Raw genomic sequence first — 15,620 nt, 5'->3', positions numbered from 1 at the left:
ATTTGTCAAATAGGACAAGTGCAAGTCTCTACATACTTTTCTTACCATAATGAGAGATTTCCTCTGTTTTTTCGGATGTTTTTTACTCATAAAACGACTGGTCAGTAGAAAATCCTGCCTATATCATACCGTCTCAATCATCTAAGAGAGAATAAGAAAATATGACGAATTCGACAAGGTTGCCAAAACATGCGAATGGATTCCATTATATTGCCCAAGGTTGGCAATTCATAACCCGCCCTGGCATTAAGAGGTTCGTTCTATTACCTTTATTGGCTAATATCTTATTGCTAGGTGGTTCATTTTGGTGGCTATATCATAAATTAGGGGATTGGATACAATGGGCTCTCGATAAAATACCAGACTGGATGCAATGGTTAAGCTATTTAATTTGGCCACTTGCGGTTATCTCTATCTTACTGGTTTTTACTTATTTTTTCAGTACACTGGCTAATTTTATCGCTTCACCATTCAATGGGTTGCTGGCAGAAAAATTGGAGGCTGACTTAACAGGCATTCCGGCACCCGATACTGGGGTTATTGACTTACTCAAAGATACGCCCCGTATTCTGAAACGCGAAATAGTGAAAATTCTTTACTATATTCCGCGTGCACTTGTCCTATTGTTACTTTACTTCATTCCAGGAATAGGCCAAACCGTCGCTCCTTTCCTTTGGTTTATTTTCAGTGCCTGGATGCTGACAATCCAATATTGTGATTTTCCATTTGATAACCATAAAGTCAGTTTTACCACTATGCGCAATACATTACGCCAAAATAAAATAGATAACCTGCAATTCGGTGCAGCAGTCAGCATTCTGACCATGATCCCGATTGTGAACCTGTTTATCATGCCCGTTGCGGTTTGTGGCGCAACTGCGATGTGGGTTGATCGCTACCGTGCTCAACATGCCCTGAATCGCACATCATCAAATTAATTTGATCTTCTGTTTACTCCCTTTTGCCGACTACACGCCTCCTGACAGGTGACAAGCATGTCAGGAGGCTTTGTTTAAAAATTTATGCTCATCTTAAATACTCAGAAGAATATACCCAATGAATTTCAAGTTGCAGCTTGCAAGTCAATGTAATTGTTTATATCTCCCCGCATAGCGGGGAGATATAAGACGCATCTTGAAAGACGATTGGTATATAAATGGTTTTCATAATACTGAGAGTATCAGATGTTGGCGTTCCTTACCCCGCGCTCCGCGCGGTAAGGAATACTCCTATCATTTTGAAACGTTATTTATATGTATTAAACTTCAAGTTGCAATTTACAACACGACATGAAACCTGATTTCTCCCTGCTTCTCGGGGAGAAATCACACACATCTTAAAGTTAGATTGATATAAAATGTCCATCAATTATTCTTTTATATAATAAGAATAGACTGAAACCTTATTTCCATAAATATGATGTTAGCGTATGGTTAACCAGTATTTACGGTATGTTAGGGGCAAACGAACAATGAGCAAAATTTATGAAGATAATTCGTTGACTATTGGTCACACTCCGCTAGTACGTTTAAAAAATTTCGCGAATGGTCGCATCCTGGCGAAAGTAGAATCCCGTAACCCCAGCTTCAGTGTTAAATGCCGCATTGGTGCCAATATGATCTGGGATGCCGAAAAACGGGGCATTCTGACCAAAGATAAAGAACTTATCGAACCAACCAGTGGTAATACAGGGATTGCACTTGCCTATGTTGCAGCTGCCCGTGGTTATAAGCTGACATTGACCATGCCTGAAACAATGAGCCTTGAACGACGTAAGTTGTTGAAAGCACTTGGCGCAAATTTGGTGCTGACCGAAGGTGCAAAAGGCATGAAAGGCGCGATTGAGAAAGCTAACGAAATCCATGACAGTAATCCTGACCGTTATATACTCCTGCAACAATTCAGCAATCCCGCCAATCCTGAAATCCATGAAAAAACCACTGGCCCTGAAATTTGGGAAGATACTGACGGTAATGTAGACGTTTTTGTTGCTGGTGTAGGAACTGGCGGCACAATTACGGGTGTTGCCCGTTACTTAAAAAATACGCGGGGCAAACCAGTCACTATCGTTGCGGTAGAACCAGAAAGTTCACCTGTTATCAGCCAAAAATTGGCGGGTGAAGAACTTAAACCAGGCCCACATAAAATTCAGGGAATTGGCGCTGGTTTCATTCCTGATAACTTAGATTTAACATTAGTTGACCGCGTATTTAAAATCAGCAATGAAGAAGCGATGCAGATTGCACGTGAAGTCACTGAAAAAGAAGGTATTCTTGCGGGAATTTCTTCCGGTGCTGCTGTTGCTGCGGCCATCAAAATAGCGCAAGAAGAAGCATACCAGGATAAAAATATCGTGGTAATTTTGCCTTCGTCGGCGGAACGTTATCTCAGTACAGCACTGTTTGCTGACTTACTCAGTGAGTAAAAATCACTCGATAGAATTTTTCACTCTATTGACAAAAAAGCACCTTCAGGGTGCTTTTTTGTGCATCAGATCAAAGTTTAAAACTTTCCTAGATGATTTATTCAAGTAGCTTTAGTATTTAACCAGTAATTATTTTGATGCACGAAATTAATCGCCAACCAGACGGCAAATAAGGTTATTCAAACTAAAGCCTTCTTCAGATAACGTGTATTAACACCAAATCAACAATTGAGTGCATCAAGTATGTTAATTATTTGATAATGATTATTATAATCCCACTAAATTTCAAGTTAAAATTAGCAACACAATAACTTGAAAAGTGAAGGGAGTACGCTTTACTTCATTATCATTTTAACGGTTGTATAAGCCGCAGGGGATTCAGCGATAACCAATGGAATTCTCTTCGCTTATCAACGCATATTTAAGTTATTGAGGAAATATTATGTTCCAGCAAGAAGTTACTATTACTGCACCAAACGGCCTCCACACTCGCCCTGCGGCACAATTTGTTAAAGAAGCAAAAGGCTTTGCTTCTGACATTACTCTGATTTCTGGGGGCAAGTCTGCCAGCGCAAAAAGCCTGTTCAAATTACAAACGCTGGGATTGACTCAAGGTACAGTTGTAACGATTTCTGCTGAAGGCGAAGATGAACAACAGGCTGTTGAACATTTAGTTAAATTAATGGGTGAATTGGAATAATCGTCCGTTCAATCAAGCCAGTCTATTTCATTCAGCTTATCCCCAGATCAATAAAATCTGGGGATATTTAGGGTTCCCCCTAAATCTTAATGAAAGGTAATCACCCGTAGTAAGGTCATATAATATGATTTCAGGTATCTTAGTATCACCAGGAATTGCTTTCGGTAAAGCGTTATTACTGAAAGAAGATCCCATCATTATCAATCATAAAAAAATTATTCCTGAACAAGTTGAACAAGAAATTTCCCGCTTTAAGCAAGGCCGTGACAAATCTTCCGCACAATTAGAGATCATTAGAGAAACAGCCGAAAAAAATCTGGGTGCAGAAAAAGCTGAAATCTTCGAAGGCCATATTATGTTGCTGGAAGATGAAGAGCTAGAGCAGGAAATTATCACACTTATTAAAAAAAACCTGTTAACAGCAGATGCAGCCGTTCATTCCGTTATTGAAGATCAGGCCAATGCGCTGGAAGAACTGGATGATGAATATTTGAAAGAGCGAGCCGCCGATGTGCGTGATATTGGTAAGCGCTTACTGAAAAATATTCTGGATATGCCAATTATCGACTTAGGTTCCATTGAAGAAGAAGTCATCCTGGTTGCCAGTGACCTGACGCCATCAGAAACCGCACAACTCAATCTGGACAAGGTATTAGGTTTCATCACTGATCTTGGTGGCCGAACTTCTCACACGTCCATTATGGCTCGCTCTCTGGAATTACCAGCGATTGTTGGTACAACCAATGCGACCAGGCAAATCCAAAATGGTAATTACCTGATTCTGGATGCCGTCAATAATCACATTTATGTGAACCCATCTGATACCGAAATCGAGAAACTAAAAACCGCGAAAAGTGAGTATCTGACAGAAAAAACCGAACTGGCGAAGCTGAAAGACTTACCGGCCATCACGTTGGATGGACATCAAGTTGAAGTTTGCGCCAATATCGGTACGGTACGTGACATCGCTGGCGCTGAACGCAATGGTGCCGAAGGTATTGGTTTATACCGTACTGAATTTCTGTTTATGGATCGTGATTCTCTGCCGACCGAAGATGAACAGTTTGAGGCCTATAAAGCAGTGGCAGAAGCAGTTGGTAATCAAGCCTTCATTATTCGTACAATGGACATTGGTGGCGATAAAGATTTACCTTACATGAATCTGCCAAAAGAAGAGAACCCATTCCTTGGCTGGCGTGCGATCCGTATTTGCCTTGACCGTAAAGAGATCTTACATTCTCAATTACGTGCTATCCTGAGAGCTTCTGCATTTGGTAAACTGCGCATTATGTTCCCAATGATTATTTCTGTTGAAGAAATACGGGAATTGAAAACTGAGCTTGCGTTACTCAAAGAGCAATTACGCAATGAAAACAAAGCATTTGATGAATCGATTGAAGTTGGCATCATGGTTGAAACGCCTGCTGCTGCAACCATTGCTCATCATCTTGCAAAAGAAGTTGACTTTTTTAGTATTGGGACAAACGATCTAACTCAGTATACTCTTGCGGTAGACCGTGGTAATGAGCTGATTTCTCATCTCTACAACCCAATGTCACCAGCAGTGTTGAGCTTAATCAAGCAGGTTATTGATGCCTCACACGCAGAAGGTAAATGGACGGGCATGTGTGGAGAACTTGCCGGTGATGAGCGCGCCACGCTGTTGCTCTTGGGCATGGGATTGGATGAGTTCAGCATGAGTGCAATATCAATTCCACGCATTAAAAAGATCATCCGTAATACTAATTATGATGATGCAAAAGCACTGGCAGAGCAGGCTTTGACTCAGCCAACAGCAAAGGAATTGATGGATTTGGTTGACACCTTTACCAGAGAAAAAACACTCTGCTAAAAATTAGCCAGAATACGGTCCCATTAAACAATTAGGAGAAGATTCATGGGTCTGCTTGATAAATTGAAATCTCTGGTTTCAGACGATAAAAAAAATAGTGGCAGTATTGAAATTATCGCGCCATTGTCAGGTGAGATAGTCAACATCGAAGATGTTCCAGATGTTGTGTTTGCCGAAAAAATCGTTGGTGATGGTATCGCGATTAAACCAACTGGCAATAAAATTGTCGCTCCTGTTGATGGCACCATTGGTAAGATCTTCGAAACTAATCATGCTTTTTCTATCGAATCTGATAGTGGCATTGAGCTATTCGTCCATTTTGGTATTGATACCGTTGAACTGAAAGGTGAAGGTTTTAAACGCATTGCCGAAGAAGGTCAACGGGTACAAAAAGGTGATTTGGTTTTAGAGTTTGATCTGGCATTTCTGGAAGAAAGGGCTAAATCAACCTTAACTCCTGTTGTTATTTCTAACATGGATGAAATTAAAGAGTTAACGAAAGTCAATGGCTCCGTAGTCGTAGGTGAGTCAGTCATCATGAGAATCAAAAAATAACAGAAAAATCATTGAGGGATATTTGCCTCTTTTTCTGTTAACCGATTCATTTTAATTGATGACCTGCCGGTGAATCGCCACTGCTTTATCAGGCTAGTTAGTAGAATGCTCGATAAAACAGGGCGATTTTTTTATGGATGATAAAAAGTTAATTAAATACTCCTGTGGACAAGTACCTGTCACCACGATCACAAATAATCGCTACAATGACTGCCCCAGGATTTTCGGCTGCGATGCGTAACGCGCCAGCAACGGCGCCACCAGAGCTGACGCCACAGAAAATACCTTCCTTTTTGGCCAACAAACGCATGGTATTTTCCGCTTCTGTTTGGGTGATATCCAGGATCTGATCCACCAGCTCTTCCTGATAGATTCCGGGCATATACGCCGGAGCCCAGCGACGAATACCAGGAATATGGCTATCTTTCGCCGGTTGTAATCCAGTCACCTTCACTCTGTCAGACTGAGATTTCAAATAGCGGCTTACTCCCGTAATCGTGCCTGTTGTTCCCATACTGGAAACAAAGTGTGTGATGCGTCCCTGTGTTTGCTGCCAAATTTCTGGGCCAGTAGTATTAAAATGTGCCAGCGCATTATCCGTATTATTAAATTGGTCCAGAACTTTTCCTTCCCCATTCTTCTCCATTTCTTGCGCCAAATCCCGCGCACCTTCCATTCCCAATTCTTTACTGACTAAAATTAATTCAGCACCGTAAGCCCGCATTGATGCCTGTCTCTCAAGGCTCATATTTTCAGGCATCAATAATTTTAGGCGATATCCTTTTACCGCCGCGATCATCGCCAGCGCAATCCCCGTATTACCACTCGTTGCTTCAATCAAAACATCGCCCGAAGCAATTTCCCCACGCAATTCCGCTTGCAGGATCATCGAAAGCGCAGCTCTGTCTTTTACCGAACCCGCAGGGTTATTACCTTCCAGCTTCACCCAAATCTCAGCATCAACACCTTTTGTAATTCGTTGTAATTTTACCAGCGGTGTATTACCTATAAATTCTTCCAAGCTTGCCACAGCATTACCTAGTTCGTATGAGAATGGATAAACAAATAATCATATTAAGGAAACTGTAGCAAGCCATTAAGCAAAAAATCCCTACTCCTTTGCATGACGGGAAATAGGGATTCAATATAAAGATGAATTAGATCAGGCAGATTCAGCAAATCGCAACACTTTTAATGGCAAATTCCCCGCGTACAAGCGAGCACCTGTGCCACCAATAAAATAGTCACTTCCCCTAACTGGTATAGATGAATCATCCCGCCAAATCACAGACAGGTATTCATCGCCCCATCCTAGCGGTTGAACAGATAAGAGGGAAAAATGACCGCGCGGACTCACTTCCACAACTTGCACTGGCAAAGGGCAAACAGGTGTTTGCCTGGCACTAAGCATCATATCCCAAGGCCGGAAAAATACATCAACATTTCCTTGATGTAGCGGTGTGATATTCAATGGAAAAATTTTCCCACCAATCCAAAGTTGGGAACCTTTAATTTCACCACTCAGTTTGTTTATTTCTCCCATAAATTCAAGGACAAAGCGGCTATCCGGTTCATGCCATACTTGCTGAGGGGTGCCGACCTGTTCAATGCATCCTTGATTCATAAGTACCACCCTGTCAGCCACCTCCATTGCCTCTTCCTGATCATGGGTGACAAACACGCTGGTAAACTTCAACTCTTCATGCAGCTGACGCAACCAACGACGTAACTCCATGCGAACCTGAGCATCTAATGCACCAAACGGCTCATCTAATAAGAGGATCTGTGGCTCAACCGCCAATGCTCTCGCTAATGCCACACGCTGTTTTTGTCCACCAGAAAGCTGCGATGGATAACGTTCTGCCAAATGAGCAAGTTGCACCATATCCAGCAATGCCATGACCTTACTACGCAATGCCTCAGCACTGGGACGCTGGCGACGAGGAAGAACCGTCAAGCCAAAAGCCACATTATCAAATACCGTCATATGGCGAAATAAGGCATAGTGCTGGAATACAAACCCAACATGCCGATCTTTTGCATGTAATCGGCTGACATCCTGGCCGTGAAATTTCAATTGGCCGGCACTCTGCTGCTCAAGCCCGGCGATAATCCTCAGTAATGTCGTCTTGCCAGAACCCGATGGACCAAGCAGAGCTACCATCTCACCAGATTCAATATCCAGTGAAATGTCATTCAGTATCTGAGATCGACCAAAAGATTTACTGATTTTACTGATTTCAATACTCATATCCCGCTCCTAACCTAGCCTTGCTGGCGGCTTAAACGCCATTGCAATGCACTTTTGACAATCAGAGTAATAATCGCCATCACCGCCAATAAAGCCGCAGCCGTAAATGCGCCAACCGTATTATAATCTTGATACAACAACTCAACCTGCAAAGGCAGCGTATAGGTTTCACCACGAATTGCCCCCGATACCACAGACACAGCACCAAATTCCCCAATCGCCCGCGCATTGGTCAAAACGACGCCATATAACAATGCCCAACGAATATTTGGCAATGTCACACGCCAGAACATCGTCCAGCCAGAGGCACCCAACAATATGGCCGCTTCATCCTCCTGATTGCCCTGACTCAACATCACCGGCACCAATTCACGGACAACAAACGGACATGTCACAAACACAGTCACCAAGACCATACCAGGCCATGAGAACATCAATTGGATGTCATAACTTCCTAACCAGCCATTTGCACCATAAAACAGCAGATAAAGTAATCCAGCTACAACCGGCGAAATCGCAAACGGAATATCAATTAATGTCAGTAATAATTGCCTACCGGGGAATTGGAAACGCGTCACTAACCATGCCGTCATCACACCAAAAACCAAATTAAGAGGAACAGTGATAAGCGCAATCATCACTGTTAGCCAGATAGCGTGCAGCATATCGGGATCGAAAAGGTTCTGGACAACCATGTCGATTCCTTTGGAAAAAGCGGTCAAGAAAATCCATGCTACCGGTATAACCAACAGCAAAAGGGAAAAAAGTACACCAGTGCCGATCAGTAACCATTTTCCCCAATTTACAGTGGGACGTTGTGCCACTGTGTGTGCTGAAAATTCAGTCATTACTGTCCCCCTATCCGTTTACCAAAGCGGCTTTGCAATATATTGACGCTAAACAGCAGTAATAACGACGCTGCGAGAATAACTGAAGCAATTGCACTAGCCGCCGGATAATCAAACTCTTGCAGGCGGACAAAGATCATTAGAGAAGCGACTTCGGTTTGCCAGGCAATATTGCCTGCAATGAAAATCACGGCACCAAATTCCCCCAGGCTACGCGTAAAAGAGAGCACAGTTCCGGCAATCAATGCCGGCGAAACTTCTGGTAATATAACCCGCCGAAAAGTTTGCCAACGGCTTGCTCCCAATGTCTGTGCCGCTTCCTCATATTCAGGCCCCAGTTCTTCAAGCACAGGCTGAACAGTACGCACAACAAACGGCAGACTCGTGAATGCCATTGCGACCGCAATCCCCAGCCAGGTATTGGCGACTTTGATATCGAAATGGCCCAGCCAGGCCCCATACCACCCAGTTGCAGAAAAGAGTGTCGCTAGCGTTAGACCAGCAACTGCCGTCGGTAAAGCAAATGGCAAATCCATCAGACCATCTAATAAACTGCGCCCGGGAAATTGATAGCGCGTTAATATCCAGGCCATCAACATACCAAAAACCATATTGAACAAACTGGCAATCGCTGCCGCCAATAATGTCACCTTATAAGCGGCAACAACCTGCGGATTAGCGATGACCTGCCAATATTGCTCCCATGTCATACTCGAAAGCTGTACTACCAGAGCACTTAATGGCAATAACAGGATAAGGCAGACATAAAACAGGCTACAGCCTAAACCCAGCCCAAATCCGGGCAAGACACGTTTGCTAAATACCCGCATTATTTGCGCCCTTCTTCCAATAACTGATCAAGCGTACCGCCAGTATTGAAGTGAGTTTTCATCACTTGAGGCCAGCTACCGAATTGTTCTTCGAGGCGAAACAGTTTAGTTACAGGAAAATGGGAGTGCTGTGTTTTCATCACATTTTGATCAATCACACGATAATGAAAACTGGCTATGATTTGCTGGGCTGACGGACTATACAAATAATTTAAATACGCTTTGGCAACCGCTTCTGTACCATTTTTCTGAACACGCTTATCCACCCAGGTCACAGGGAATTCAGCCAAAATATTTACCGGAGGTACAATGACCTGGTAATTATCTGCCCCATACTGTTTGCGAATGTTATTGACCTCAGATTCGAAACTAATCAGTACATCCCCTATACCCCGTTCAATAAAGGAAGTTGTTGCGCCACGACCTCCGGTATCAAACACCGCCACATTCTGTAAAAAATGCTGCATCAGTTGGCGAACCTTCGCGGGATCATGCGGATTTTTTTGCTGAAAAGCGCCCCATGCAGCCAGATAGGTATAGCGTCCATTACCTGATGTTTTTGGATTTGGGAAAACTAATTTCACATCATTTCGCACCAAATCTTCCCAAGATTGGATATTCTTAGGATTATCTTTGCGTACCAAAAACGCCATAGTGGAATAATATGGAGAACTATTATTCGGCAAACGCTGCTGCCAATTAGCAGGAATGAGATTGCCGCGATCGTGCAAGATCTGAATATCTGTGACTTGGTTATAAGTGACAACATCCGCCCGCAATCCATGCAAAATGGCCAATGCTTGCTTAGATGAACCGGCATGGGACTGTTTGATAGTCAATTTATCCTGCGGGTTCTGTTCATTCCATTGTTTTTCAAATTCCGGGTTCAAGCGCAAGAATAATTCTCGCCCAATATCGTAAGAACTATTCAGCAACTCAACAGCTAAGGCGCTAGAGCTATAAACGTTGAGACAAGCCAGAAACAACAGACTAGTCACTCCGTTTAATAATTTATTTTTTATTGCCACTATTTTCATCCAACACCTTATTCTTCACACTATTTGACAACAATTTCTCTACTGTATCCAGAATCTTTATAACAGGGTAGTTTACTGGCTACTGTTTTATATACCGAATTTTTATGAGAAATGATGAAAAACGATAAGGTGTAGAAAATATCAGGTTACAGGTGCCAGCCGCTTATCAAGTAACTGAACTCTGGCACTCTGCCCTTATCATGCAAGTGGATTAAAAGATTTTTGACTTGATATAAAGCGATTTGTAGGCTTTTATCAGGATTGCCAAATAATACGCGAAACTTTCCAGCCTTTCAGAACATCATCAGAAGGCATTAACCCTTCAGGGCCTTCCCAAACTCCGGTAAAAACATAGCTGACATGCTGACTTTGCGGAGCAGTACAAATAACTGTAGGCGATGCAGTGAGATCATGGGAACGGTGACATTTTCCAAATGCCTGGTCATAGAGACTGGAGAAAGGTGTACCTATTTTCGTTCCCCAAACGGTTTTAACCTCATCATCCAACACGTCAATACGATTAACTTTACCATTGACCAGACCGTGAAATTCCAGTTTTACCTGACCTTCTTCCATGCCCTGAATAACACTCACTAACTTGCCATCTTGCATCTCCATGCCACTACGCAGACGATATTTTCCCTCCAACCCTTTTTCGATTGCAGATTGAGACATCTCCGTCTGTTTATTGATTGTTCCTATACCCTGCTCGGAAACACTTAAGGAACTGCCAAACCAATTAAAAGGTGACAAAGCAGGCCATGACATTCTTAAAGTTCCGGCACAAGCCGTCAACAAGAGTGAGCATCCGACTAAGCTGCTGGCAGCCATAACTCTCTTCCGTTTAGAACAGACATTAAATGCAAAAAATTTATCCATCGCTATTTTCTTACCTTCGATTCTATGGCGTTGTCATTTGATATCTATACGCATTAAACTTCAAGTTGCAATTTACGACACGATATGAAACCTGATCTCTCCCCGCTTCGCGGGGAGAGATCACACGCATCTTGAAGTGAGATTGGTATATCAGACCACATTCTAAAAAAAACATTCAATTGTAAATATACAAACCATTCATCAACAGAAACATAAAAACTATGTTTAAAAGATATTATTTATCAAGTATTGCTCATCTATTTATAAAACAAACTGTATGATCAAATAGTATTATAAATTTTCATTCTTACCTGGCCAGGTGATGTAACTCAGGAAAGAAATTATGAATATTCCTTATCTATATCATGTTAATCATCAACATCCTTCTAACTGGACTGTATTACAAGGAAAGTCCACATACTCTATACCTGAGCATTATTCTCTATCCAAGGATGAGAATGGGAATATTAAAGTAATGCTTTACATTGACGATGAAAAACCAATAATGTCAAAAGATCTTCTTGTTATAAAAAACAAATACATGAGAAGATGGGCACACTCTATTCATGTTTCATCAAAAAAGTAATAGTTGAAAAAGATAATGGCTAAATAGAGAGTATAGAAATATACCAATCTCACTTCAAGATGCATGTGATTTGCTCCCCGCGAAGCGGGGAGGTATCAGGTTTCATATCGTGTTGTCAATTACAACTTGAAATTTAATGCATATAGAATAATTCTATTCAACCATTTCATGGCTTGTATATTTATCTAACGATTCATTTAATCAATAATCAATCGCTTGCTAAACATGACATTTTCTTGGCCCAAATAATCATATTCCATCTTTTCGCACATACAAATTGTTGCATCATTTTCTTCTGGAACCACAATTAAAATACTGGGGCAACCTCTGGCCAATAATTTCTTTTCCAGGCGGGAGATCAATGCATTGGCTATTCCCCTGCCCCTGAATTCAGGGTGCACTCCAAGATAATAGGCATGACCACGATGTCCATCATAACCGCCCATCACTGTACCAACCACTTCTCCCGCAACTTCAGCAACCAAAAATAAATCAGCGTCATGAGTCAGTTTACGCTCAATATCTATTTCTGGATCATCACCAGAGTTAATCAAATCACAACGTTCCCAAAGTGTGATAACGGCTTCAAAGTCGTCTTGCCGAAATACCCGAATTTCCATAGTTAGCACGCCTATTTAATAAGCAATTGAATCAATGTTAATTATCACTGCTTTTATTTTGGAATCAATATGAAAATGCGTTTATTGCTACTATTATGTTTCTATGTTTGTCCATGATTTTTATTTTTATATTAAAATCAAATAATTAATAACACATTAAACTGTATATACCAATCTAACTTCAAGATGCGTGTGATTTCTCCCCGCGAAGCGGAGGAGAAATCAGGTTTCATATCGTGTCGTAAATTGCAACTTGAAGTTTAATGCGTATACGTATAAACATTTGTATAAATATTTAGGATGATTATGGCTGTTAAACTCAACAAACTTAGTGGCAAAAAACTTAAAACCCTATACGAAAAAGAAGAAGAAACTATCGGCTCGATGGTAAAAAGTTAAATCACCTTACCATGGCTGCTATCCTGATATGAACCTCAATAAAGACTGCTCTTATTGAGTTACGGGAAGAAGCCCCAAAATGGCTACCGCCACCTGAACGTAGAAGCAATTAACTATGCTATATAGGGCTTTGGGGGTTAGGTCTACATTCCACTCACCATTTTAAATATCTATCTGTATTTAAAATAACAGGTATATGGTTATTTTTTAGCTATATATCAACTATACCAATCTAACTTCAAGATGCCTGTGATTTGCTCCCCGCGAAGCGAAGAGAAATTAGGTTTCAATAGTGTTGTAAATTGCAACTTAAGGTTTAATGCGTATATACATTCTCTTCATTGGGATAAAAAAGGGGGTAAATAGAGGATACAGTCAATGAATATTATATTAATTACAACAACCCCAGTTGTAGCAAAACTTTCAGAGGTTATACAAAGGGGGTATAACTGAGCAGAGGAAAAAAGATTTATAGAGAGGTATCTCAGGCAGGCAAGTAAAAGCCAGATAAATCAAAAGACGTAAAATAAGGTTTTAGGTTGATTTGGTGTTACCAGAAATTTAAGCAATGTAATCTTCTGATTTACTTTAAAAACAGAAAGTAATCTCAAATTTATTACTGCCTTTTCATTCAAGCTTGAATAGATAAATATTACTATTGTATTCTGCTTCATTTATTCAATATTTTTCTGAAATCAGATCACAGGGAACAAGATGTCGCATATTATTTACTTGTCACTCAAAGGCAAGAAACAGGGATTAATTTCAGCCGGGTGCTCAACGCCTGAATCCATTGGAAACCGCTATCAGGCAGGTCGGGAAGACGAAATACAGATATTGAATATCAGCCATTCAGTGAGCCGTGACCAGAACGCGCATCATCATCCCGTTAGTTTTTCCAAGCCTATTGATAAATCCTCGCCGCTCTTAGCAATGGCAATTGACGGTAATGAATTATTAGAAGCCGTTTTTTTGTGCTACCGAACCAGTCAATTGGGGCAATTGGAAGCCTTTTATGAAATCAAACTGACAGGAGCAACCATTGTTGATTTTACCTGTCATTATCCTCATTCGATAGACAGTAATGACCAGATACCGTATGAAACGGTGCAGATTGATTATAAGTCTATTTCCTGCAGGCATCTTACCGCAGGCACATCGGGTTATAGCATTACGCAATTATCTGGGCGTGAAGAAGGCAAACCACTCTTGTCTGGGTTCTCGAATGTTAAGCCACTTAAGAACCCGCTGGTTACAGAGACGCCTGTAAAACCCGCTAAACATCATGCCCGTTATCGTTGTGTGGATGATGACAGTAATCTTTTAACCGAACGCAAATATCGGGTTTACCTGCCAAATGGTCAGATAAAAGAAGGAAAAACCGATAAGCAGGGTTACACCCAATGGCATCTCACTGATGACAAAAAGAAACTTGAATTTCATATTTTAAAGGATTAATACCATGCCAACTTATACTGTTTACACCAAAATTGAATCGAATGTGCCTGCCGAAAAATTGCTTTACGACTTGATTATTTATCGTCAAGATACAGCAGGAAATTATCATGTATTGCTTGATGTTGCACAGGGACAATTACAGAGTAATTATGAAACTCAACACCATATTACTCAGGAAACAGATGATGATCTTTCCGTGATATATATTATGCAAATCATGCTTTATCGCAAACATGGTTCAAATACAATTCAAGCATTGCAAACTCCGTTTAAAAAAATGTATACCCTTGGGGAGTTCGTCGCAGGTCAATCCTATTCAGATAAAAAACGAGAAAATGCCTGTTATTTTGAAAGTACGATTGAAACAAAACCGATCAGCGAAGGTGATAATACGGTTGAATTAAAAATTACTATCCCTGAAAGGGCATTTATTGCGAAAGAATATCCAATTGGTCATCCTGATGATCCATTTGAGAAAAATAAATTTGAATCGGAGGTTCAAAGCAGACTGTCTAAAAGATCCGTTCCCGATCAGGGCGGTGCAAGTTTATGTGGTCCTGCGGCATTTTTTTATTGTTTACAAATGGACAGACCAGATATTTATGAGCAGGCTGCCCGCGAGTTATGGGTGCATGGAAGAACTAAAATTGGGCAATTAGAGATTAAGCCGGGTGATGGTTGTCTGCACCCTAAAGGTTCATTTTATAATCAGTATGGTACAAGAATATCTGGGTTAGACTGGTTGACATTAGCGAGTTTACGAGATTCAGAAAATATCATTTTTAGTTATGATGAAATAGACGATCAGGTTGCTGGTATTACAATGTGGGGAAAGTTAACAGAGTGGTTTGAAAAGGCTGGTTATGAAAAAGTTTTTAGTAACGTCGGATTATCTCATTGTAATATAAATGATTTAATAGCTCTAAATGATTACGCATCACAAGAATATAAAGTAATTACATTGATATCTGACACTATGTTAAGAAAGGGACGAAATAATGGTGTTACATATAAAAGTCATTGGATTGTATGGAATGGAGTAGTAAAAGAAAATAAACGACAAGTTGAACTTGAATTATTTTCATGGGGTGATACATATCAACAGATAAAAAGCAATACTACAATGGATTCCTTTTTGAAACAACTATTCGGAGGAGTGGTTTTTAAACCATTAAAATAA

Annotated in this window: 14 protein-coding genes and 1 pseudogene; 8 read left to right on the top strand and 7 right to left on the bottom strand. The window is 40.9% G+C overall.

Going from position 1 to position 15,620, the window contains the following annotated elements:
• Nucleotides 1-161: 161 nt before the first annotated feature.
• From cysZ to crr, 5 genes are all read left to right on the top strand, one after another.
• Complete coding sequence (gene cysZ / locus WDV75_RS15045; RefSeq protein WP_273559512.1) at nt 162-938, top strand: sulfate transporter CysZ; 777 nt, start codon at nt 162-164, stop codon at nt 936-938.
• A gap of 533 nt (nt 939-1,471) precedes the next feature.
• Complete coding sequence (gene cysK, locus WDV75_RS15040) at nt 1,472-2,425, top strand: cysteine synthase A (protein WP_273559510.1); 954 nt, start codon at nt 1,472-1,474, stop codon at nt 2,423-2,425.
• A 442-nt stretch (nt 2,426-2,867) separates the two neighbouring features.
• Nucleotides 2,868-3,125 (top strand): phosphocarrier protein Hpr, encoded by a 258-nt coding sequence (gene ptsH, locus WDV75_RS15035; RefSeq protein ID WP_099116595.1) that lies wholly within the window; start codon nt 2,868-2,870, stop codon nt 3,123-3,125.
• A gap of 124 nt (nt 3,126-3,249) precedes the next feature.
• Nucleotides 3,250-4,977 (top strand): phosphoenolpyruvate-protein phosphotransferase PtsI, encoded by a 1,728-nt coding sequence (gene ptsI / locus WDV75_RS15030; RefSeq protein ID WP_273559509.1) that lies wholly within the window; start codon nt 3,250-3,252, stop codon nt 4,975-4,977.
• 45 nt (nt 4,978-5,022) lie between these two features.
• The gene (gene crr, locus WDV75_RS15025; RefSeq protein WP_047767273.1) at nt 5,023-5,532 is read left to right on the top strand and encodes a PTS glucose transporter subunit IIA; all 510 of its coding nucleotides are present in this window, start codon (nt 5,023-5,025) and stop codon (nt 5,530-5,532) included.
• 148 nt (nt 5,533-5,680) lie between these two features.
• Here the strand turns inward: crr and cysM are convergent, their stop codons facing one another.
• The 6 genes from cysM to WDV75_RS14995 all read right to left on the bottom strand — a co-directional run bounded on the left by cysM (nt 5,681) and on the right by WDV75_RS14995 (nt 11,329).
• A complete protein-coding gene (gene cysM, locus WDV75_RS15020; protein WP_273559505.1) occupies nt 5,681-6,562 on the bottom strand; it encodes a cysteine synthase CysM in 882 nt (293 codons plus the stop codon).
• 132 nt (nt 6,563-6,694) lie between these two features.
• Complete coding sequence (gene cysA / locus WDV75_RS15015) at nt 6,695-7,783, bottom strand: sulfate/thiosulfate ABC transporter ATP-binding protein CysA (protein ID WP_273559503.1); 1,089 nt, start codon at nt 7,781-7,783, stop codon at nt 6,695-6,697.
• A gap of 14 nt (nt 7,784-7,797) precedes the next feature.
• The gene (gene cysW / locus WDV75_RS15010) at nt 7,798-8,631 is read right to left on the bottom strand and encodes a sulfate/thiosulfate ABC transporter permease CysW (RefSeq protein WP_273559501.1); all 834 of its coding nucleotides are present in this window, start codon (nt 8,629-8,631) and stop codon (nt 7,798-7,800) included.
• Nucleotides 8,631-9,461, bottom strand: a complete 831-nt coding sequence (gene cysT, locus WDV75_RS15005; RefSeq protein WP_420497516.1) for a sulfate/thiosulfate ABC transporter permease CysT — start codon at nt 9,459-9,461, stop codon at nt 8,631-8,633. The genes cysW and cysT overlap by 1 nt, the downstream gene beginning before the upstream one ends.
• The gene (locus tag WDV75_RS15000) at nt 9,461-10,498 is read right to left on the bottom strand and encodes a sulfate ABC transporter substrate-binding protein (protein WP_273559499.1); all 1,038 of its coding nucleotides are present in this window, start codon (nt 10,496-10,498) and stop codon (nt 9,461-9,463) included. The genes cysT and WDV75_RS15000 overlap by 1 nt, the downstream gene beginning before the upstream one ends.
• 255 nt (nt 10,499-10,753) lie before the next feature.
• Complete coding sequence (locus tag WDV75_RS14995) at nt 10,754-11,329, bottom strand: RpoE-regulated lipoprotein (protein WP_273559498.1); 576 nt, start codon at nt 11,327-11,329, stop codon at nt 10,754-10,756.
• A 391-nt stretch (nt 11,330-11,720) separates the two neighbouring features.
• On the opposite strand from WDV75_RS14995, the gene WDV75_RS14990 reads away from it, so the two are divergent.
• The gene (locus WDV75_RS14990) at nt 11,721-11,963 is read left to right on the top strand and encodes a hypothetical protein (RefSeq protein WP_273559497.1); all 243 of its coding nucleotides are present in this window, start codon (nt 11,721-11,723) and stop codon (nt 11,961-11,963) included.
• A 197-nt stretch (nt 11,964-12,160) separates the two neighbouring features.
• Here the strand turns inward: WDV75_RS14990 and WDV75_RS14985 are convergent, their stop codons facing one another.
• On the bottom strand, nt 12,161-12,583 hold the full coding sequence (locus tag WDV75_RS14985; protein ID WP_074019750.1) for a GNAT family acetyltransferase: 423 nt from the start codon (nt 12,581-12,583) through the stop codon (nt 12,161-12,163).
• 1,113 nt (nt 12,584-13,696) lie between these two features.
• On the opposite strand from WDV75_RS14985, the pseudogene WDV75_RS14980 reads away from it, so the two are divergent.
• Together WDV75_RS14980 and WDV75_RS14975 are read left to right on the top strand one after the other, a co-directional pair.
• Nucleotides 13,697-14,155 (top strand): annotated as a pseudogene (locus WDV75_RS14980) (Hcp family type VI secretion system effector); the annotation flags it as partial.
• 289 nt (nt 14,156-14,444) lie between these two features.
• Nucleotides 14,445-15,620, top strand: a complete 1,176-nt coding sequence (locus WDV75_RS14975; RefSeq protein ID WP_273559495.1) for a hypothetical protein — start codon at nt 14,445-14,447, stop codon at nt 15,618-15,620.

It is taken from the genome of Xenorhabdus griffiniae (assembly GCF_037265215.1).
Classification (GTDB): domain Bacteria; phylum Pseudomonadota; class Gammaproteobacteria; order Enterobacterales; family Enterobacteriaceae; genus Xenorhabdus; species Xenorhabdus griffiniae.
This window is presented reverse-complemented; position numbering and strand designations above follow the sequence as displayed.

Coding starts and splice junctions, on each gene's coding strand:
- crr (WP_047767273.1), top strand. CDS start 5,023: ATGGGTCTGCTTGATAAATTGAAATCTCTGGTTTCAGACGATAAAAAA.
- WDV75_RS14985 (WP_074019750.1), bottom strand. CDS start 12,583: ATGGAAATTCGGGTATTTCGGCAAGACGACTTTGAAGCCGTTATCACA.
- WDV75_RS14995 (WP_273559498.1), bottom strand. CDS start 11,329: ATGGCTGCCAGCAGCTTAGTCGGATGCTCACTCTTGTTGACGGCTTGT.
- cysZ (WP_273559512.1), top strand. CDS start 162: ATGACGAATTCGACAAGGTTGCCAAAACATGCGAATGGATTCCATTAT.
- WDV75_RS14975 (WP_273559495.1), top strand. CDS start 14,445: ATGCCAACTTATACTGTTTACACCAAAATTGAATCGAATGTGCCTGCC.
- cysA (WP_273559503.1), bottom strand. CDS start 7,783: ATGAGTATTGAAATCAGTAAAATCAGTAAATCTTTTGGTCGATCTCAG.
- WDV75_RS14990 (WP_273559497.1), top strand. CDS start 11,721: ATGAATATTCCTTATCTATATCATGTTAATCATCAACATCCTTCTAAC.
- cysK (WP_273559510.1), top strand. CDS start 1,472: ATGAGCAAAATTTATGAAGATAATTCGTTGACTATTGGTCACACTCCG.
- cysW (WP_273559501.1), bottom strand. CDS start 8,631: ATGACTGAATTTTCAGCACACACAGTGGCACAACGTCCCACTGTAAAT.
- WDV75_RS15000 (WP_273559499.1), bottom strand. CDS start 10,498: ATGAAAATAGTGGCAATAAAAAATAAATTATTAAACGGAGTGACTAGT.
- cysT (WP_420497516.1), bottom strand. CDS start 9,461: ATGCGGGTATTTAGCAAACGTGTCTTGCCCGGATTTGGGCTGGGTTTA.
- ptsH (WP_099116595.1), top strand. CDS start 2,868: ATGTTCCAGCAAGAAGTTACTATTACTGCACCAAACGGCCTCCACACT.
- ptsI (WP_273559509.1), top strand. CDS start 3,250: ATGATTTCAGGTATCTTAGTATCACCAGGAATTGCTTTCGGTAAAGCG.